Origin of the sequence: Dermabacter sp. HSID17554 (assembly GCF_003989295.1) — a bacterium.
GTDB classification, from domain to species: Bacteria; Actinomycetota; Actinomycetes; order Actinomycetales; family Dermabacteraceae; genus Dermabacter; species Dermabacter vaginalis.
In genome coordinates this window covers 1-19992 of sequence record NZ_RBLW01000008.1, presented here as the reverse complement: position 1 = coordinate 19992, position 19992 = coordinate 1, and the positions used below count along the sequence as shown (strand labels likewise).

At 63.0% G+C, this 19992-nt stretch carries 14 protein-coding genes; 5 read left to right on the top strand and 9 right to left on the bottom strand.

Annotated elements, in window-relative coordinates; genetic code table 11:
- Positions 1 to 15: 15 nt before the first annotated feature.
- A complete protein-coding gene (locus D8M36_RS09730; protein ID WP_164497593.1) occupies positions 16 to 2871 on the bottom strand; it encodes an FAD-binding and (Fe-S)-binding domain-containing protein in 2856 nt (951 codons plus the stop codon).
- A gap of 232 nt (positions 2872 to 3103) precedes the next feature.
- Between D8M36_RS09730 and D8M36_RS09725 the strand changes: the two genes are divergently transcribed.
- Positions 3104 to 4432, top strand: coding sequence for an MFS transporter (locus D8M36_RS09725; protein ID WP_202974889.1), 1329 nt, complete (start codon positions 3104 to 3106; stop codon positions 4430 to 4432).
- Positions 4433 to 4452: 20 nt separating this feature from the next.
- On the opposite strand, the gene D8M36_RS09720 is transcribed toward D8M36_RS09725, so the two are convergent.
- From D8M36_RS09720 to D8M36_RS09710, 3 genes are all read right to left on the bottom strand, one after another.
- Positions 4453 to 5946 carry a sodium:solute symporter gene (locus D8M36_RS09720; protein WP_074299704.1) on the bottom strand — a complete coding sequence of 498 codons (1494 nt, stop codon included), beginning with the start codon at positions 5944 to 5946 and terminating at the stop codon, positions 4453 to 4455.
- Between the two features lie 1147 nt (positions 5947 to 7093).
- Complete coding sequence (locus D8M36_RS09715; protein WP_126848573.1) at positions 7094 to 7969, bottom strand: SDR family NAD(P)-dependent oxidoreductase; 876 nt, start codon at positions 7967 to 7969, stop codon at positions 7094 to 7096.
- 9 nt (positions 7970 to 7978) lie between these two features.
- Positions 7979 to 9049: an ROK family transcriptional regulator gene (locus tag D8M36_RS09710; RefSeq protein WP_126848571.1), complete on the bottom strand. Its 1071-nt coding sequence runs from the start codon at positions 9047 to 9049 to the stop codon at positions 7979 to 7981.
- Between the two features lie 130 nt (positions 9050 to 9179).
- On the opposite strand from D8M36_RS09710, the gene D8M36_RS09705 reads away from it, so the two are divergent.
- From D8M36_RS09705 to D8M36_RS09695, 3 genes are read left to right on the top strand one after another with little or no spacing between them, the layout of a single operon-like run.
- Positions 9180 to 10430: an ABC transporter substrate-binding protein gene (locus tag D8M36_RS09705; RefSeq protein WP_074299717.1), complete on the top strand. Its 1251-nt coding sequence runs from the start codon at positions 9180 to 9182 to the stop codon at positions 10428 to 10430.
- Between the two features lie 12 nt (positions 10431 to 10442).
- Positions 10443 to 11354 (top strand): carbohydrate ABC transporter permease, encoded by a 912-nt coding sequence (locus D8M36_RS09700; protein ID WP_126848569.1) that lies wholly within the window; start codon positions 10443 to 10445, stop codon positions 11352 to 11354.
- A 1-nt stretch (position 11355) separates the two neighbouring features.
- Complete coding sequence (locus D8M36_RS09695) at positions 11356 to 12285, top strand: carbohydrate ABC transporter permease (RefSeq protein ID WP_126848567.1); 930 nt, start codon at positions 11356 to 11358, stop codon at positions 12283 to 12285.
- Positions 12286 to 12424: 139 nt separating this feature from the next.
- On the opposite strand, the gene D8M36_RS09690 is transcribed toward D8M36_RS09695, so the two are convergent.
- Positions 12425 to 14128 carry a dihydroxyacetone kinase subunit DhaK gene (locus tag D8M36_RS09690; RefSeq protein ID WP_126848565.1) on the bottom strand — a complete coding sequence of 568 codons (1704 nt, stop codon included), beginning with the start codon at positions 14126 to 14128 and terminating at the stop codon, positions 12425 to 12427.
- Positions 14129 to 14379: 251 nt separating this feature from the next.
- Between D8M36_RS09690 and D8M36_RS09685 the strand changes: the two genes are divergently transcribed.
- The gene (locus D8M36_RS09685; RefSeq protein WP_126848563.1) at positions 14380 to 16197 is read left to right on the top strand and encodes an alpha-glucosidase; all 1818 of its coding nucleotides are present in this window, start codon (positions 14380 to 14382) and stop codon (positions 16195 to 16197) included.
- A 136-nt stretch (positions 16198 to 16333) separates the two neighbouring features.
- Here D8M36_RS09685 and D8M36_RS09680 read toward each other — a convergent pair whose 3' ends face one another.
- The 4 genes from D8M36_RS09680 to D8M36_RS09665 form a co-directional block, all read right to left on the bottom strand.
- The gene (locus D8M36_RS09680) at positions 16334 to 16780 is read right to left on the bottom strand and encodes a hypothetical protein (protein ID WP_126848561.1); all 447 of its coding nucleotides are present in this window, start codon (positions 16778 to 16780) and stop codon (positions 16334 to 16336) included.
- Positions 16777 to 17172, bottom strand: a complete 396-nt coding sequence (locus D8M36_RS09675; protein ID WP_126848559.1) for a hypothetical protein — start codon at positions 17170 to 17172, stop codon at positions 16777 to 16779. The genes D8M36_RS09680 and D8M36_RS09675 overlap by 4 nt, the downstream gene beginning before the upstream one ends.
- Before the next feature lie 203 nt (positions 17173 to 17375).
- A complete protein-coding gene (locus D8M36_RS09670; protein ID WP_126848557.1) occupies positions 17376 to 19427 on the bottom strand; it encodes a hypothetical protein in 2052 nt (683 codons plus the stop codon).
- A 1-nt stretch (position 19428) separates the two neighbouring features.
- On the bottom strand, positions 19429 to 19764 hold the full coding sequence (locus D8M36_RS09665) for a DUF6507 family protein (RefSeq protein WP_126848555.1): 336 nt from the start codon (positions 19762 to 19764) through the stop codon (positions 19429 to 19431).
- Between the last annotated feature and the right edge of the window lie 228 nt (positions 19765 to 19992).

Genomic DNA, 19992 nt, shown 5'->3' with positions numbered 1-19992 from the left:
AATAACCTCGAAGGCCTACCGCGCGCGCTCGGCGAGTAGCTCGAGTACGTGGCGGTAGGTCTTTCCCGTTGCGCGGGTCATGCCGATTTCGCACGTGCGGTTGAGGGAAGCATGGTGGTCGGCATCGAGAGCTTTCACTTCGGCGGATTCGGCTGCCGTCGCTGAGGCGGTGAGCTCGGGGTGAAGCATGCCGCGATCGCCCGCGAAGGCGCAGCATCCCCACGCGTCGGGCACGGTGACCTTCGCGTATGCCGCTTCGGCAACCTGCAGGAGTGCGGGGTTGAGCCCCATCTGCGTGGAGGAGCACGTGGGGTGGAGAATCACGTGTTCGCTTGACCGGTCGATGTCGAGGCGCTCAAGAAGATGTTCGGCGGTGAACTGCACGGCGTCGATGACGTCGGCACCGTCGCGCTCGAGGATCGCCGCGAAGCCCTCGGTGCAGCTCACGGCGTCGCTCACAATCGGCAGGTCGAGCTCGCGCACGGCGTCCACCACCTTTCGGGTCTTCGCTGAGATGACCTCGTGCCCCTTGGCTTTGCCTTTCGACGTCCACGGGGTGCCGCAGCACGTCGAGTCGATGCCCTTCGGGATGAGAAGCGCAAGGCCCGCTTTCGCGAGGAGTGTCTCGAACGCGGAGACGACGTTCCCACCCGGTGCGGCACCGCCGAACATCGTGTTGACGCACGCGGGAACATAGATGCCCGCGACCTCGCCATTGGGCGCGCCGAACAGGCAGCCGGGCAGGTTCGAGCCGACAGCCCGATGCTCTGCGCGCTCGCCGAGGGCGCCGCGAGCCTTCCCTCCGGCCGGCAGGTCCTTCGTGTACTTTGGCACGGTGTCCTCGCCCAGCAAGCGTCGGCCAATGCTCGTTGCCGCCCCCACGGCAGGCGCCGGGACTTTATCCGCAACCGAGAGCCCAACCGCGGCGCCGCGCGTGATCGCACCCCACGACGCTGCAGCGGCCTTCCACGCGCCGGACTCGACCGCATTCGTGTTCTCGCGGCGCAGTCGCTTGACGAGTAGCCCCGTATTGATCCCCACGGGGCAGGCTGTGACGCACATGCCGTCCACGGCGCACGTGTCGATGCCTTCGTAGTCGTAGTCCTTGGCGAGCTCCTTGGCCGTTGCCTCATCGCCGGCCTGGCGGGCGCGCTCCTCGGCACGGCGCACCACGATGCGCTGGCGCGGCGTGAGCGTGAGGTCCTTGCTCGGGCATACCGGCTCGCAATAACCGCACTCGACGCAGCGATCGGCCTCGACCTCGATCGTGGGGTTGAGCTTGAAGTTCTCAAGGTGGGCCTTCGGGTCGTCCTCGATGAGCACGCCCGGGTTGAGGATCCCCGCGGGATCCACGAGGTGCTTGATGCTCTTCATGACCTCGTAGAGTTCGTCGCCGTACTGGCGGTGCACGAACGGCGCCATCGCGCGGCCCGTGCCGTGCTCGGCCTTGAGGTTGCCGCCGCGAGCAAGCACCGCGTCCACCATCGACTCGGTGAAGGCGCCAAGGCGCTCGCGGGCGGCGTCGCTCTCGAAGCGGTCGGTGAGCATGAAGTGGATGTTGCCGTCTTTCGCGTGGCCGAAGATCACGGAGTTCTCATAGCCGTGCTCGTCGAAGAGCTCGTGCAGGTCACCGCATGTGTCGGCGAGGTTTGCGGGTGGGACCACGACGTCCTCGAGGAGCGCCGTTGTGCCGCTCTTGCGAGCGCCCGCAACGGAGGCGTAGAGGCCCTTGCGCAAAGCCCATGCGGCCCCGCGCATGACCGGATCCTCGGAGAAAACGGCGGGGGAGCGCAGCTCGTGGGCGCGCAGGATCTCCTCGCCGGCGCGCTGAGCCGCGGCGAGTTTTTCGTGCTCATCGTCGCGGTACTCGATGAGCAGCGCCGCTTCCGTGCTCGGCGCGAAGCCCTGGATTTGCTCGGGCACGCGGGCGAGCCGCTGGCCCACCGCGATCGAGGTCGAGTCCATGACCTCGAGCGTCGCCGCCCCCGAGTCCACGAGCTCGGGCAGGATTCGGGTGGCCGCATCGAGCGTGGGGAATACGGCGAGCGCGGTCGTCGTGAGGGCCGGAATTGGGACCGTGCGGAACGTCGCCTCGGCGATGAACGCGAGCGTGCCCTCGCTTCCGATCACGAGTTTTTCGAGGATGTCGATGGGGCGCTCGGCATCGAGGAACGCGTTGATGCCGTAACCCATCGTGTTCTTGAGGGCGAAGCGTTCGCGGATGATCCGCACGCTTTCGGGATTCGACACGACCCTTTCGCGAAGGCGCGAGAGGCCCTCGTGAATCTCGGGCGCCTTGGTGCGCAGGCGAGCGTCGGCCCCCTCGCGGTCGCTCGTGTCGAGGGTGAGGCCCGACGGCAGCACCATGACCATCGATTCGAGGGTTTTGTAGGTGTTGTACGTGGTGCCGCAGGCCATGCCGCTCGAGTTGTTCGAGACGACGCCGCCGATCGTGCACGCGGCCTCGCTTGCCGGGTCGGGGCCGAGGCGACGCTTGAAGCGGCGAAGGCGGGCGTTGACCTGCGCGATTGTGGCGCCTGATCCGGCGCGCACGCGTGCACCCTCGTCGAGAACCTCGATGTGGCGGAAGTTTTGGCGCACGTCGATCTGAACGTGGGGACTCGCGGATTGGCCGCAGAGGCTCGTGCCGCCCGAGCGGAAAGCGACGGGGCTCTTGGCGGCGTTCGCGCCTTTGAGGAGTGTGGCGACCTCGCGTGCCGTATCGGCAAGGACGACGGCCTCGGGGGTGAAGAGGTAGTGGGAGGCGTCGCTTGCGGCGGCCACCCTGTCGATCAGTCGAGTCTGGATGCGGCTTTCGTCGCGCACGGCAGCGGTGACGAATGCGGGGGCGGTGTTCACGAAATCCTCCATGGGCGCGCCGGGTAGGCGTAGACAACGCCTTAAGCCTAGACCCGAGAAAGCGGGCCCTCGCTCCGTGATGGAGTGCTCCGCGTGTTTCTACAACGCTCGGTAGTTATGAAGTGACATACAAAACGAAGGAAACACTAGCCGTAAAGTGGTTATGAATGTAAAGATAGTCGAGCTGGCGCCGGCGAAGTCGCATCCCATCCACATTTCTCGTACCCCAAGGAGACTTAAGCCAGTGAGCGCCACTGACACGGCCTCGATGCCGGCCGTCCCGGCGTCGGACCACGCCCACGTTCTCGAAGCGACCCCCGAAACCCTCCCCGCCGACTCGCGCCCCCTGCCGAACCTTCCCGCGGGTGCCTGGTGGCCGGTCGCCGCGTCGATTTTCGCGATCGCGTGGGGTGGCAACGAGTTCACGCCGCTTCTCGTCATGTACCGCGAGGTCTCGCAATTCTCCGACCTCGTCGTCGACGGTCTCCTCGGCGCCTACGTCCTCGGCATCGTCCCCGCCCTCATGATCGGTGGCCCTCTCTCCGACGTGTACGGTCGCCGCCCGATTCTGCTGCCCGCCGCACCGCTCAGCCTCCTCGGCAGCCTTATGTTGATGCTTGCTCCCGGCTCGCCCCTCATGATCGGCATCGGTCGCATCCTCTGCGGCCTCGCGCTCGGTCTCGTGATGGCGATCGGCACCGCGTGGATCAAGGAAATTTCCGACGCCTCCGGAGCCAACCCCGCCGCGGGCGCCCGCAGGGCGTCGCTCGCCCTTACTACCGGCTTCCTTGCCGGTGCCCTCGTGGCCGCGATCCTCGCGCAGTGGGGCCCGTGGCCAACCCGCACCTCGTATGCGCTGCACATCCTCATCACGATCGTGACCGGTCTGTGGCTCTTCACCGCGCCCGAAACGCGCACACCAGGTCACCTTCCTGCCGAGAATGAACCCGCTTCGGGTGCCGAGACGCTCATGTCGAAGCTCATCGTTCCGAAGGCCGCGCACAAGCGCTTCCTGCGCGTGGTGCTTCCCGTCGCGCCGTGGGTTTTCGGTGCCTGCGGCACCGCCTACGCCGTTCTTCCCGCCCTGCTCAAAGACCGCGCCGGTGACTACCCGATCGCGTTCGCGGGCATCATGACCGCCGTGACCCTCGGCTTCGGCGTGGGTATTCAAACCGTTGGCAAGAAGATCGACACGCATCGAAGCGCGCGTGCCTCCGTGATCGCGATGGCGATCGTGGCGACCGGCGCAGTGTTCGCCGCCGGCGCTGCTTCCACGACGAGCCTCACGATCGGCCTCATCGCCGCCGCGACCCTCGGCTGCGGCTACGGCCTCGCGCTCGTGGCCGGCCTCAGCGAAGTTCAGCGCCTCGCCGGGCCCGACGACCTTGCCGGCCTCACCGCCGTGTTCTACTCGATTGCCTACCTCGGCTTCTTCGTGCCAATGCTCCTCGCGGCGCTCAGCACGATCTTCAGCTACACGGCGATGCTCATTGGCGGCGCCGTGATTGCGATCCTCACGCTCGTGGAGGTCGCGCTCGCCTGGCAGGCACACCTGCCCGGCGCTCACGAGTAAACGAGGCTTTGCTCGGCGACTTACACAGCCCGGTCGAGGGGTTCAACCTCGGCCGGGCTCGAATGCCTGAGCGAGAGCAGGCCGCCGACGGCGAGCGTGACGAGCACACCGAGCAGCGGATACCACTGCCACGCGATCCACACCTCGCCCACGACGTACTTCTCCATCACGAAGAAAAACGCGTTGGTTGCCACCGCGCACAGGAACGCGATATTCGCATCGAGCGTGCGTGCCCGCTTGTTGACGATGCCGAGCACGAACGCGCCGAGCAGCCCGCCGTAGGTAATGCCCGCGATGCCGAGAGCGAGCACCACGATACTGCCCTCGTCGCTGCGGAAGAACGTTGCGGGCAAAATGAACAAAAGGCCCCACACGATCGTGGCGATGCGCCCCGTTGTGAGCTCGTCGTCCTTCGTCATGGGCGTGCGACGCAGCTTCGCGACGACATCCGTGACGGTCGACGAGCTGAGCGCCGAAAGCGATGACGACAGGGTCGACATCGCGGCCGCAAGGATGCCCGCGAGGAGCAGGCCCGAAACACCCGCAGGCAGGCCCTCGATGATGAACTTCGGGAAGATCTCGTCGTCGCGCGTGAGCCCAAGCTCGGCGGGTGTGGCGTGGTTGTACCAACCCCATAGGGCGAGCCCCACCACGAGGAAGATCGCGAACTGCACAACCACCACGAAGCCCGAGGCGATGAGCGCCTTTTGCGCCTCCGCCTTCGTGCGGCACGCGAGGAGGCGCTGCACGATCAGCTGATCCGAGCCGTGCGAGGCCATCGCGAACACGGTGCCGCCCAGCAGCGACGGAATGAGGCCCGACGCGCCGCTGATCGGGTTCTCGCCGAGGATAAACAGGTTCGTTTTTCCGGCTTCGACCGCATCCGTGAACCACGAAAAGCCGAGCGAGGAGCTCACCACGATGATCGCGAGCAGGCCGCCCGCGACATAGAGGCACATCTGCACCACGTCGACCCACACGACCGCGCGAATGCCGCCGATAAACGTGTAGAGGATCGTGACGACCGCAAGCACGACGATGATGACGAAGTAGTTCGTGTGCACCCCGAGCCCGTCGAGAATGATCTTGAGAGGAATGGCCGCAGCGAGAACGCGGACACCGTCGGCAAGAAGGCGCGTGAACAGGAACGTGACGCCCGCCGTGGTTTGCGTGGCCGAACCGAAACGCTTCCCGAGGTAGGCGTAGGCCGTGACCATCTCGCCGTCATAGTACCGGGGGAGAAGGAGGTAGGCCACGATCACGCGGCCCACGATGTAGCCAAAGCCGAGCTGCAAGTAGCTGATGTCGCCCACGAAACTCATGACCGGAATGCCAATGACCGTGAGCGCACTCGTTTCCGTTGCGACGACGCTCAGGCACACCGCCCACCACGGAATGTCGCGCCCGCCGAGGAAGTAGTCCTTGGCGTCCGATTGTTTTCCGCTGAGCTTCAAACCGAGCCAGGCGGTCGCGATGAGGTACGCGATCACCACCACGATGTCGATGACCTGCATAAAAACTCCTAGGGCGTGCATAGTCGTGGTCAAGAGAAACAGCTGTGCGCCGCTCACCAGGAGGTGCGCAACGCTGCGCGTGAAACCATCGTACGGGCAATCCCTAGTTTTTGGAAGAAAATTTTATGCGCGGATCGATCGGCCTCTGTGCCCGAGGCAGTTTCTCCACAACAAGGAGAGAGGACTCCGCCACGAGTTCACGCACGAGGTCCTCGTTGAGGCTCGGCCCCGGCGTCAACGAAATCCAATGCCGTTTATTCATGTGGTAGTCGCGAGATGTGATGAGGATAGAGCGACGGCTGCAAATCCGCTTATGGATGACTGTAGGAAAATCTTGAGTGTTATTGGCTTTTTCTCTCCGTGAGTACCTCTACCGGTGTGCCAGCAATACTTGAATCGATGTTGAGGACCAATTTTCCGTCTCGATAGGCGCTCGCGGGAAGCGTGAAGCTTACGACCCTATTGGCGGAGCAAGGTCCGGAACGCACAAGGTCACTTGTCTGGGTTGTGAAAGTGAACTGAGCAGCTTCCTCTGTGCAGTAAAAATGAAACGTTCGCGGACCGCTGCTATCTAGCACAGATTCGACCTTGAACGGCGTAGTGGAAGAAACATAACTCTCCGCAGTCCCCCCGCTTGGCAGTGTTGGGTGGTCTTCTATTGCGCCAGGAGTGCCAAGGAGTATCTCTAGCGCAAAGTGCGGATCCCCCGGGGTGACATTCCTGGACTCTGCTTTTGGAGGGGCTTGGCTCTGTGGATCCTTTTTCTGACCGGCAGGATCGCTTTCTTTCTCTTGAGTCGCGTTTTTGACGGAGGGGCGTGGTGTCGCGTCGGTAGTGCTCGCAGGAGTAGCTTGCTCTGCTGTGGGTGCGCATCCCGCCAGTGCGCCTAGTGCGAGCGCCAGAGCTGCGGGAAGGCCGCCAAATCTCCAAAATGTGAGCCGCGACATAGGTGAAGTCTAGAGCGGAGGAGCATCCGGTGTCTCGCGCTTCCCGTAATACTTTTCGCATGTAAGGCGACCGTTCGACTGAGGTAGCGAAAGCAACCGATCAGTCTCCTAGTGCCCGCGCCGCAACCTAGTGCAGTGAGCCTGCTTCGTTGGTTTCTTTTTCTCGGGGCGATGCGCTCGATGCTCACTCAGGGGAACACTTACGCGCGCGGCAGGCGTCGGCCCCGCCCGAGAAGCCTGCCCCCGATCCGGCCGCGCGGGCGCTTGTGGCCCGTGGCCCGGAAAAGCCACAGGAATGGCGCGGGCAGTGCGCGCGCGATCGGGGCGCTGAGCGCCCAGCGCCACGGGGCGTTCGAGTCCTTGTTGGGCTTCGTTTCGAGGGCGTGGACGGCGGCTTCGGCGACCTCGTCGGGGGTCATCGTGCCCACGAGCAGCTCAACCTTGGGCACGCGTTTTTCGGAATTGGGGTTGGCCTTGAAGTAGTCGGAGTGGACGCGCGTGGGGGTCAGTGAACCGACGTTGATTCCGGTGCCGTGAAGGTCCTGGCGCAGAGCCTCGGTGAAGCCGCGAACGGCGTAGCGGGCGGCGGAATATCCCACGGCGCCGGGCCACGCGATCTGGGCGACGGGGGAGTTGATCTGGAAGATCGTGCCGCCGCCTCGGGCGAGCATCGGTTCGATGAGGCCGCGCGTCATGTCGAAGGCCGCGAAATAGGGCAGCGCCATCTGCTCGCGCGCCTCCTTGGGGCTCGTCTCCTCGATGCTGAGGAAGCGCCCCGAGCCGGCGTTGTTGATGAGGATGTCGGGCGTGCCGTGCTCGGCGAGGATCCTCTCGCACACCTCCGCGACGGCGTCGGCATCCGAAAGGTCAACGGGGTAGTACGCGGCACCGGTCGCAGCGGCGAGCGGCTTGAGCTTCTCCTCGCGCCGGGCCAGCAGGATCAGGCGGCACTCGCTATCGCTGAGCCGTCGAGCGAGAGCCGCGCCGATGCCGGCGGAGGCGCCCGTGATGACGATCAGTTCTGAGGTGAGGGGGCTCGGGTTGCTTTGCGTGCTGTCCATGCGCTTTGTAGCCATGCTTCGAGTCTAGCGAGCAGCCACCTCGCCCACGCCGAGGATCCACTGGATCGCGGCGGTCGCTGCGCCGCGCGCCCAGAAGGCGAAATCGTGCTCGCGAAGTTGAATGTCGAGGCCGCTCGCGCTCACGTGCCTCACTTCGGCGATTCCCGCGTCAAGCTCCTCCTCGTTGCCGGCGAGGAACCGCGCGCCCTCGCCGGAAATCACGACGGCCTGCGGCATCGTGAACGCTGCGGCCGTTCCCACAAGCCGGCCCACCTTGCGGGCCGCGCGCGCCGACTCCTCGGCGGTGAGGGGGCGGGCGCCGCTCAAATCAGGCCAGTCGGCCCCCCGGATGGCCTCGGTGACCGTGCCGAAACCCGTGTTCTCGTCCGTGATCACCCGCCCGTCCATCACGAGGGCAAAGCCCGTGCCAATTCCGACGGTCACCACGATGAACCTCGAGGCCTCAAGGCCCGCGCCGAACCAGTTTTCCGCTTCAGCAAGGGAGGTCAGATCATGCACGATGAGAACGGGGAGACCGGTGAGCTCTTCGAGCCGATCCGCGGCGCGCACGTTTGTCCACTCGAGGAACGGGGCTTCGCGGACGATGCGCCCGCCGTCGATCTGTGCACCGATGTTCACGCCGATTCCGGCGACGGGTAGCGCGGGGTGGGAGGCGGCCAGCGATGCGCGCAGCTGAGCGATGAGGGCGCCTGCTTCGCGAAGGACCGCGTTCGGCTGCAGGTCGGTGAGGTTGAGTGTGCGCGAGTCGAGCACGGTCGCCCGCGCGTCCGTGGCGATCGCCACGAGGCTTTCGTGGGTGATGGATACCCCGATGAGGGCGAAGCTCGTGAGGTTCACCGAGAGGGGGATTGCGGGCCGGCCCACCTCGCTCGGAACGGGGGCGCCCTGCAGCATGAGCTCCGCTTCAACGAGCGGGGTCGTGACGCGCGTGAGGGAGGCAGCGCTCAGGCCGAGGCGCTCGGCGAGCTGCGTGCGCGGAAGCGGCCCGTAGCGGAGCAGCTCAAGGTACACGCGGCGCGCCGACGGCGGGAGCGTGTCGAGCGTGAGGCGCTCGGGAACGGTTGGGGTGTTCACGGTACTCAACTTTGCCAGATGCTGCGGGGTGTAGCGCGACTTGCCTCCCACTTCGGGGAATGCGCTTGACGGAGATTTATTTTATAACGAAAATAAGTGGGTCATTGAAGACGCACCTCAAGGAGAAACCATGGCGACCACCACCCGTCGCGGCTTCCTCGCGGGCATGGCGGGTCTCGGGACCCTCGGCGCGCTCGCGGGATGCGGCGGCTCGAACTCGGGCGGCACCTCGCTCGAATACTTCCAGTTCAAGTCCGAGGCCATCGACCTGTTCAACTCGATTTGCGAGAACTTCAACGCGCAAGCGAACAACGTTCACGTGCGCCAAAACTTCCAGGCCGACAACGTCACGGCGCTGCGCGTGCGACTCGTGAAAAACAACATGCCCGATATCGTTTCGATCAACGGCGACTACAACTTCGGCTCGATCGCCCGCTCGGGCGTGTTCTACGACTTCGCGAAGACCGACCTTCTCGGCGACGTCCAGGAAGCCGTTGGCGAGATCCTCCCAAGCCTCGGCGCCGGTGCGGAAGGCGAGGTCAACGGCCTGCCGCTCTCCACGAACGGCTCGGGCATGATCTACAACAAGGATATTTTCGACGACTTCGGCATCGAGCCGCCCAAAACATGGGACGACCTCATCGCCGCGGCCGAAGAGTTCGCCGCGGGCGGCGTGGACCCGTTCTACTGGGGCTTCCGCGACAACTGGACCGGCGCGCCCATGTTCTCGTCGATCTCCGGTAACTTCCTTCCGAACGTTGCCGAGTGGTACCAGAAGCGCCTCGAGGGCGACACGACCTTCGACGACCTCCGCCCCGTGCTCGAGAAGATGAACCAGATCGCCAAGATGGGCAATAAGAACAAGTACGAGGTCGACTACAACGGCGGTAACCAGGGCTTCGCCCAGGGCAAAGCCGCGATCTACGTGCACGGCACCTACGCGATCCCCGCGATCCGCTCCTACAACCCCGACATCAACCTCGGCACCTTCGCGACCCCCGCCGATGACCCCGCCGACACACGCGTGGTTTCCGGCGTGGACGTGGCCCTCACGATGGGCGTCGAACCCGAGCACGAGGAAGAAGCCCTCGACTTCATCCGCTACGTCATGCGGGAAGAGAACATGCTCGCCTACTGCAAGGAGCAGGTGGCCTACCCGACCCTCAAGGGCACCGAGCCGGATGACCCCGCGCTCCAAGGGCTCCAGGACTACTTCGCGAACAACCTCGTCGCGACCTACTCCGACCACAACTTCCCCCAGGGAGTGAACCTCAACAACTACATGCAGCAGTTCCTGATCGACCACAACATCGACGCGTTCATCAAGACGCTCGACACGCAGTGGGACAAGGTCACGAAGCGCATGGCCGCGACGGCGTAAGGAGAAGCCACCGTGTCTGCAACGCACACAAAATCCGGCTCCGCGCCGGTACTTCGCTCAAAAAAGAAGCGAATCGATCCCGCCCACGTGTGGATGGTCATTCCCGCGATCATCATCTTCGTGGCCCTGCTCGTATGGCCCCTCATCCAGGGCATCTTCTACACGTTCACGAACTACCAGGGCTACGGCGACTGGCGCTTCGTGGGCCTCGACAACTACAAGTTCCTGTTCCAGGACGACGTGATCTGGGGAAGCTACGGCTTCACGTTCCTCTTCGCGATCTCCTCGACACTCGCGACGAACGTCATCGCGATGGTTCTCGCGCTCCTACTGAACTCGGCGATCAAGGCGAAGAACCTCTTCCGCGGAATCTTCTTCCTCCCGTACATGCTTCCCGTGCTGATCGTCTCGTACATCTTCAGCTACCTGTTCACGAACAACATTCCGCTGATTGGCCAGTGGCTCGGTTGGGAATGGCTCTCCTCCTCGCTGCTTGCCAATGAGAGCCTCGCGTGGCTCGCGATCGTGTTCGTGGGCGTGTGGCAAGGCGTCGCCTTCACGACCCTCATCTACATCTCGGGCCTGCAAACCGTGCCCGAAGAGGTCTACGAAGCCGCCTCGCTCGACGGCGCGAACAAGTGGAAGCAGTTCTGGAAAATCACGTTCCCGCTGATCATGCCGTTCTTCACCATCAACGTCGTGTTGAGCTTCAAGAACTCCCTCGGCGTATTCGACCAGGTCGTCGCCCTCACCGAGGGCGGCCCCGGCACCGCCACCCAATCGATCTCGTTCCTGATCTTCAAGAACGGCTTCCAGGGCGGCGAATTCGCCTACCAGACGGCGAACGGCGTCATCTACTTCATCATCCTCATCGTGCTGTCGTTCGCGCAGCTGCGATTCCTCCAGTCGAAGGAGGCCAACTGACATGAGTACCCAGTCGATCCCCACCCCGGGTGCCGCAGAAACACCCACGAACGAAAGCATCGAGAAGGGCGGAGCAAGCGTCGGAAAGCCCCCGCGCCGCAAGCGCCGCTACCGCCTCCACCGCACAAACTGGTGGGCGACCGCCCTCGTGGCCGTTCTTTCCCTGACGATCCTCGTGCCGCTGTACTTTGCGGTGGTGACCGCGTTCAAGACGGCACCCGAGCTCGCCGAGAGCGGCTTCGGCCTGCCGAACCAGTGGAACCTCGACAACTTCGTGGAGGCCTGGCGCCTCACCGAGTTCCCGAAGCGTCTCATGACGAGCGCGATCATCACGGTCGGCGCCGTGATCGTCACGCTGCTCACGAACTCGATGGTGGCCTACGCGATCGCGCGTAACCTCCACCGCAAGAGCTTCCAGTTCCTCTACTACTTCTTTGTGGCGGCGCTCTTCGTGCCCTTCCCGATCATCATGCTGCCCGTTGTGAAGCAGACGGCCGCGCTCGGCATCGACAATGAAGCCGGCCTGATCCTCCTGTACACCGTGTACGGGCTCGCGATGAACATCCTGCTCTACGTGAGCTTCCTGAAGTCACTGCCGGAGGAACTCGAAGAGGCCGCGCGCCTCGAAGGCGCCTCGACGTGGACCGTGTTCTGGAAGATCGTGTTCCCGCTCATGGGCCCCATGAACGCGACGGTCGGCATCCTCACGTGCCTGTGGTCGTGGAACGACTTCATGCTGCCGCTCGTGATCCTCTCCGACCCCGACTCGCAGACGCTGCCGCTCGCGCAGTACGTGTTCCAGGGTCAGTTCAACACGAACTACCCGGTTTCCTTCGCGAGCTACCTCATGGCAATCGCGCCCATGATGCTCGTGTACGTCTTCGCGCAGAAGTGGATCATCTCGGGCGTCATGCGAGGCTCGACCAAGTAGATCGGGCGCACGCATGCCAGGTGCGCGTTGCTCTCGATGAAGAAAAAGTCGCTCCCCACCCGCGCCATGCGGGCAGGGAGCGACTTTCTTGATGAAGTGGAACGGCTTGACCGCCGTGCCGCGCCGTCGTGCCGCGCGCCTAGCCGATGAGGGAGGCGAGCCTCTCGCGTTCGGCCTTCACATCGGCACCCGCCGCTTCTGCGACGAGCGCGAGCGCGAGCGCCATGCCGAGTGCGCCCGGGTCAGGCGTGCCGAGCACGCGATCGCCGAGGTAGCTCGAACGCCCGCGACCGCTCGACATCTCCTTCGTGGACTCCGCACCGTCGATGGCGGCGCCGATCGCCGCGGCATCCAGCTTCTCAGCTCCCGACGTTGCAACAGCCTCGAGCACATCCACGATCGTGCGGTCGCCCGGCTCGGCGCCACCCACGCGCGTGACCGCCGCGCGGGCCTCCTTCACGCCCTCCACAAGTGAGGTGCCGTTCTTCGCCGCCGCCGCGATCTCCTGGAAGGCGAGGCCAAACAGCGGACCGGAAGAGCCGCCCGTGTCGTTGAGGAAGCCCTCCGCAATCGAATTGAGGTCGGCCGCAAGATCCGCATCTTTCCCACTCGCGCGCGTGAGAGTCGCCTTCGCCGCGTTCGCGAGATTCGTGCCCACGTCGCCATCGCCGGCCTTCTGGTCGATCTCATCGAGCGCCGCGCGGGAACTCTCGAACGTTTCCACGAACATCGAAAGCCAGTCCGACGCCTGCTTCGCCTCAGCCGAAGCTTCATCTTCAGCAGCGTCTTCGCCCCCGTTTTCGGCCTCGCGGCCCGCGTGCACGTCGAAGCCTTCCGGCACGAGGCGCGGCGTGGGCAGTGCGGCCGTCTCATGCGGAGCACACACGTACTCGAGCCACTCCTCTTCGAGCGCCGTGAGCGTGATCGAGAACCCGGCCATGTCGAGCGCCGTCGTGTAGTTGCCCGAGAACGCGACGCGCACGTTGACACCCGCATCCGCGAGGGCTTCGTGCGCCGCGGTTTGGATGTGCAGCAGTTCGAGCGGGGCGAGGCCGCCAAGGCCGTTGACGAAGAGCAGCGCGCCCGCGCTCGCCTCGAGCTTCTCGGCGAGGGCCTCGCGCAACTCGGAAATCATGCGCTGCGTGAGCTCTTCAAGCGTCGGCTGCGCGATTGTTTCCTTCGCGCTTTCCCCGTGGATGCCCACGCCGTATTCGAGCGTGCCTTCCTCGACATCGAACGCGAGGTGATCGGCGCCGGGGGAGGTGTGGGCGCGGCGCGCGACCGAGAGCGAACGCGTGGCGGCGACGAGCGCGTCACCGAGCTCCTTGAGTTCCGCGAGGCCAAGGCCCTGATCGGCGGCAGCGCCAAGAACCTTCTCCACGAGGGTCGTGCCGGCAATGCCGCGACGGCCCACGGCACCCGAATCGGTACCGAGGTCATCATCGACGAGGACCTGCGCGCTCTCGATCCCTTCGGCCGAAAGACGCTCCGCCGCGATATTGAAGTTGATGCAATCGCCCGTGTAGTTCTTGACGATGTGGAGCACGCCGCCGCTCTTCGCCACGGCGCGGCTCGCCTCGAAAATCTGGCGCGAATGCGGGGAGGTAAACACCTCGCCCGGGACGGCCGCATCGAGGCCGCCGCGGCCCACGAATCCTGCGTGCATAGGCTCGTGGCCAGCGCCGCCACCGCTCACGAGCGCGACCGTGCGCTCGGGCGAGGGCTGCGTGGCGCTCACGAAATAGGGGTCGCGCGAAAGGACGACGGTGTCACCTGCGGTCGCGGCGATCGCGGTGAGCGCGTAGAAGGATGGGGATGCGGAATCTGAATAAAACGCCGGCACGGGAAACCTCCTGTGGTTGTTGTGCACTGGTGGTTTCACGGTAACAACCGGGGCTTCAGCGCCGCTGATGGGACCGCGACACAGGATCCGGGTGGCGGCGGTCGAGAGTGCCGCGAGAGTGTCGGGAGCGCCGTGAAAAATATCGGCACGGTGAGGCGCAGCGAGCGTCGGACCGAAGACCTCACCGAAAAGAGCCGAACTTTTCTCCCGACTTTCTTTTGCGAAGAAAAAATCACGACTATCGTGGTGCCATGAACGAAAACCTACGCCCCATGCCCCCGCTCGCCGACGCCCCCGGCGCCGACCAACCCGACTGGTGGAAGAACGGAGTCGTCTACCAGATCTACCCGCGCTCCTTCGCCGACGCGAACGGCGACGGCATCGGTGACCTCCGCGGCATCATCAACCATGTTGACCACCTCGCCGCACTCGGCATCCAGACCGTGTGGCTCTCGCCCATCTACCCCTCGCCGCAAGACGACAACGGCTACGACATCGCCAACTACCGCGACATCGAGCCCATGTTCGGCACCCTCGGCGACTTCGACGAACTCATCGAAAAGCTCCACGCGAACGGCATCCGTCTCGTCATGGACCTCGTCGTCAACCACTCGAGCGACGAACACGAATGGTTCCTCGAATCCCGCTCCTCGCGCACGAACCCGAAGCGCGACTGGTACATCTGGCGTGACGCCCGCGAAGTTGAAGGCCTCAAGCCCGGCGAACGCGGAACCGAACCCAACAACTGGGACTCCGCCTTCAGCGGCCCCGGCTGGCAGTGGGACGAGAAGACCGAGCAGTTCTACCTGCACATGTTCTCCCGCAAGCAGCCCGACCTCAACTGGGAAAACCCCGAGGTCCGCGAGGCCGTGTACGACATGATGCGCTGGTGGCTCGACCGCGGCGTGGACGGCTTCCGCATGGACGTCATCAACCTCATCTCGAAGCCCGAAGGCCTCCCCGACGGCCCGCCCACCCAGGATGGCCTCGGCTCCGCCTTCGAAATGGTCATGACCGGCCCGCGCTTCCACGAATTCATGCAGGAAATGCGCCGCGAGGTCTTCGACCGCTACCCCAAGACCTTCGTCAATGTTGGTGAAACCCCCGGGATCACCACCCACGACGCGCTCCTCACCTCCACACCTTCGCGCGGCGAACTCGAGATGGTGTTCCAGTTCGAGCACGTTGGCCTCGAGCACGAAGGGCACAAGTTCAACCCGTCGCGCCCGCTTCCGCTTCACGAGCTCGCCGGCAACCTCGCCCGCTGGGATCGCGAAGTTGCCGAAGAAGGCGGCTGGAACTCCCTCTACTTCGAAAACCACGATCAGCCGCGCTCCGTGTCCCGCTGGGGCGACGATGACCCCGCATGGCGTGTGCGCAGCGCGAAGGCGCTCGCGGGCATGCTCCACGCGCACCGCGGCACCCCGTACGTGTACCAGGGCCAGGAACTCGGGCAGGTGAACTTCCCATGGGAGCGCCTCGACCAGTTCCGCGACATCGAGGTCCTCAACTACGTGCGTGAATCCGAGCAGTTCGGCCACGGCAGCTTCGAGGAACTCCTGCCCGGCATCAGCGACATGAACCGCGACAACGCCCGCACGCCCATGCCGTGGACCGGTGCGGTGGATTCGGGCGCCGGCTTCGGCGAGAGCGAACCGTGGATCGCAGTGAATCCCTCCGCCGCCGAGGGCGTCAACGCCGCCGACCAGGTGGGGGTCGAAGGCTCCGTTTTCGAGTTCTACCGCGCCCTCATCGCGCTGCGCAAGAGCGAGCCACTCCTCGTCTCTGGCGGCTTCGAGCTGCTCGGCCCGGTCGAGAGCATGGGCGAAGGTCTGCCCGGCCAGTCCGGCCCGTCGCGTGTGTGGGCCGTGCGCAGGTCTGGCACGGCGGGGGAGGGGTCCGACGCCTCCTCGCTCATCGCCGTTGCCAATTTCTCGCGCGAGGCCGTTGAGCTTAGTTCCGACGTGTGGCCCGAGGGCGCCGAGGTTGTGCTGTCGAACGTCGCTGAAGGCGAGCGCGCCGGCGAGCAGAAGCTCGGTGGATGGGAGTTCACGCTGCTCAAGGCGTGAGCTCGTCACTGTTGATGCATAGGGGAGGCGCCCGACGGAAATGATCCGTCGGGCGCCTCCGTTATTGGTTTGCCGAGCCCGTAGTTTTTCTCAGCGGGCCGCAGCTTAGGGCGCGTGAAGTGGCGCGCGAGACGCCCTAGGCCTTCTTCTCGCGGTAGGGATTCGCTGCCTGCGCCACGCTCGCCCACGAGTCGGGGTTCACGAGGAACGTCACGGCCTCGTTATCCCAGAACACGCGAGTCTCGATGCCCTTTGATTCTTTGTCGTAGGTGAAGAACGCTACGGCCATTTCAAACGGGCGACCATTCGCTCGTGCCTGCACGTAGTTCACGGCTGGTTTCTCCAGCATGTGCCGGGAGAAAACGCCGTGGGTGAAGGCGCCTGATTCTAAGTAGAAAACCGGATCGATCTGCTGAAGCGTGAGGCCATCAATACCCGCGGCGACGGTGAAGATGACGCTGAATGCATCCCATTCGTGGGTGAAGTCGTGGACCTCGGGCTGCACCGCCGCTGCGAGTGCGCGCAGGGTTTCCTGCTCAACAGTGGAGCTGTTGTTGTTGCTCACGGGATTGTCTTGAGTCATTGCTTGTTCAGCTCCTCTGCAAGATCGAGCAGTTCGCGAGCGCTCACGGGCTCTTCGTCGCCACCGAAGTTGTCTACGTAGGTGTAGTTGAACTCGTCGGCGTGGCGGTCGAACCGAACCGCGAGGGTTGCTGCACGGTCCTTGTAGACCTGCTTTTCGAGGAAGAGCTCGAGGAGGAGCTTCTTATGGTCCTTCGCGAAGGCCAAATCAACTGTGTAGGGGTCCTCGCCCTCAAACTTCGCGAGAGAAGTGTCGAAGAGCTGCCCCGCCTTGGTGTGCACAAGAAATGAGGTCAGCACTTCAAGGCGTTCAATATTCTCGAGGCCCTTGCGGACACAGTACTCGTATCGTTCAACGGGAGTTCCCGCCCAAGGGGCTTGCATAAGTGCCACGTTTAGATCCTAATTGCGGAGTGAAAGGTTGAGCTGAAGGTACAGCCTGAAAAAGGTCGATCGAAGGTTGCGATACGGTCGAAGAGTATCGCGAAAGGCGAAGGAGGGCATCCCACTGTTGCCTTTTGCAATCAGATCAGTACCGGAATGTGTGGTGATTGCTGACAAATCTATGAAAATACGCGAGTGTGAAAGTCAATGTGCTACGGCATTTGAGGGTTCGATATCCTTATGGGGCCGTTAGCCATTCCTTCCGACTTCACGTTGCCCATGTTTTTGGCCGTCAAGTTTGGTTGCTCAGAAGGTTGCGAGTACTTTGCGGGATCGGGGTAGAACTTCTGACCAGCCTCATTCTTGAAGTCAAAGTCGCCCTCGAGCCACTGCTTACCTGTGTCTCGGTCGAAGACATCGAAATCGACATCGTATTCAGAGGGACGGCCCGAGGGGGTAAGGTAAGCACTTGTAGTATTGCTCACGGTACTATCGTTCCCCTGGATAGCCTTCATCTGGATCTCCTCCATATTTTTGTAGGCACCCATGTTCAAATCCCCATTTTGGGGGAGGTAATTTCCAGTTCCCGTGTTTGGACTAAACATATGCGCTTGCAGGTGGCCCGCCTGGTCGCCATCCACTCGGCCTAGGTCGTGCATGCGGCTTCGCGCGGCGGGACCATCCTTGCGGTCGACCGCCGTGAACTTCTCGTTCAATTGCGATTCGGTTTCAACGTAATAAGGAGTGTAGCGGTAGATTGTGGTGTTCTGCCCAACCTCTACTCGAACTTCGCGTACACCATCGTTGACGTAGTCGGTCACGGTTGTCTTCGGTTCCGGTGCTTCCCCCCGCGCGCGGTCGATTCGATCAGGAAGCTCCTGGGGGAAGTCTGTCTCACCGGCATATGCACCCGTGTTCACATTGTGTGCCACGTCGCCGGTCCACAACTCTTTTGGTAGCTCTCCGAAAGGGTTGGAATAGCCAGTGGCACTTGAGTAAGCGGATCGTGGGTCGCCGCCGCCATCGAACTTCATGGCGCCGTACTCAAGTGTGATTTCGTCTACCGACATGCGAGCAAGTTCATTGGCCCGCTCGACGTCACCGTTGGTATTGGCTGCGTTGATGAGCTCTTGGCGACCTTGTCCGTCATAGAACTCGACTGCGGATACACTGATCGGGGCAGGCGCATGTTCGGGGGCCATTCCTTCTGAAATCGCGCCACCATAACCGGACACCACAGTTTCAGCTGAGGCGTGTCGGACAGCACGCCGGCTTGCCGAGACTGCAGCTTTCTCGAAAACGGCCATTCCCTTGAGTCCCTTGGCGGCTGCCCCGACTCCACCGGGGATAAGAAAGGTGGAAACCTCACCAGCCCCGTAGCCAATCTCGTATCCGGGATTGTATTGGAAATCGGTCGCCTTTCCTTCGGCCCAAGCGAGAGTGTGGCGCGTAATAGAAGAATTTGTGCGATGTGTCCGGTGCTCATTAATTGCTTCCGTCAAGACCCTAGCCAGATCACCGCCATTGGTTTCTTTAAGCCCAAACGCCAGCTCCGCAGAGTCAAAGAGAAAGTCATCTCCCCATTTTAGCCAGGCGGGTATGGATACTGCGGGATTGGGATTAAAGAGAAGTGCCTGCCGAATAAGGGGTCCAAGACTATCGGCGAGGCCGGTCAAAAGGTTAAGCGGAGTGAGGCTGTCCGAGGCTTGTTCGAGCATATGGGATCCGCTAGAGTATGCGCGGATCGTGCTTGCTGTGCTCCTGTCCTCCCGCATCACGTCGTTGCGTAGAGTTTCGACTTCGCCGGCAAGCCGCGAGAGGGTCTCTTCCGCCTTATCGATAGCTCGTTGTCGTTCTTCGTTTTCTTCCCTGATAGTTTCATCGGGGTTATCAGGATCTGGCCGCTCGATGTATTCTTCGAGATCTTCGGCTTTCCTGAGTTCTGCGATCGCGGCTTCGATCTCAGCTTTAAGCTTTTCCTTGCGCCGTTGTAGATCCTCGAGGCGTTCTGCGTAAGATTTTAGTACGCCATGTATTTGGGTGCACTTTTCGTTCAGAGCTTCTGCGATTGCACGGGGTTTTCTAAGCCCTTCATAAACCTTGTCCTGGTTCTTGTCGTGATAGTACTCGCGCATCCGTTGCCACACGGCGTCTGAGTTGATGACAATTGTCAGTGCATTCTTGCCGAGTGTCTTCAAGTCCTCGGCGACTTGCGCGACGGGCTGCGGCTCATCGATTTCTGGTAGATCTGCAACACTAATCATTTCAAGCTCCAGGTATATCGAGTTTCGGAATGCTGGTAAGCGCATTTTGTGAATCTGATGCCATTGCAGAATCACCCTCGACATAGGCGTGGCAGGCACCGATCGTGCTACTGACCGTGGTCTCGGCGTATTCGCGACAAAGGCTAACCTCGTAAGCGATTAGGTATTCGATGCAATTCGCAACCGCCTCCGCGGTTGAAGGGCTATGTTGGAAGGCGCTGACTGCCGCGGCATCTGCATCTCCAGCACCTTGGAGAACCGTGTCGAGCTCGCTAATGACGTTCTGAGTTTGCTGTGCAGTCGAGGAAACGCCTGAAGGGACAATGTCGTGTGACATGAGAAGTTCCTAAAGTCGACGAGAGGGTACTTTAGCTTGCGTACAGTTCAGCCCGGGAGATTTATTCTGAATGGGCTTTGAGAACTAGCGCCTTACTCAACGCCCTGCCGCCGCTGGGGCGGCAGGGCGTTGGTGGTGTGGTGGTGTTAGCCGATGTTGGAGACGGCGGAGGCGGCGCGTTGTTGGGCGCTGGTGGCGGTTTCGTCGTTTTTGCCCATGGTGGTCTTG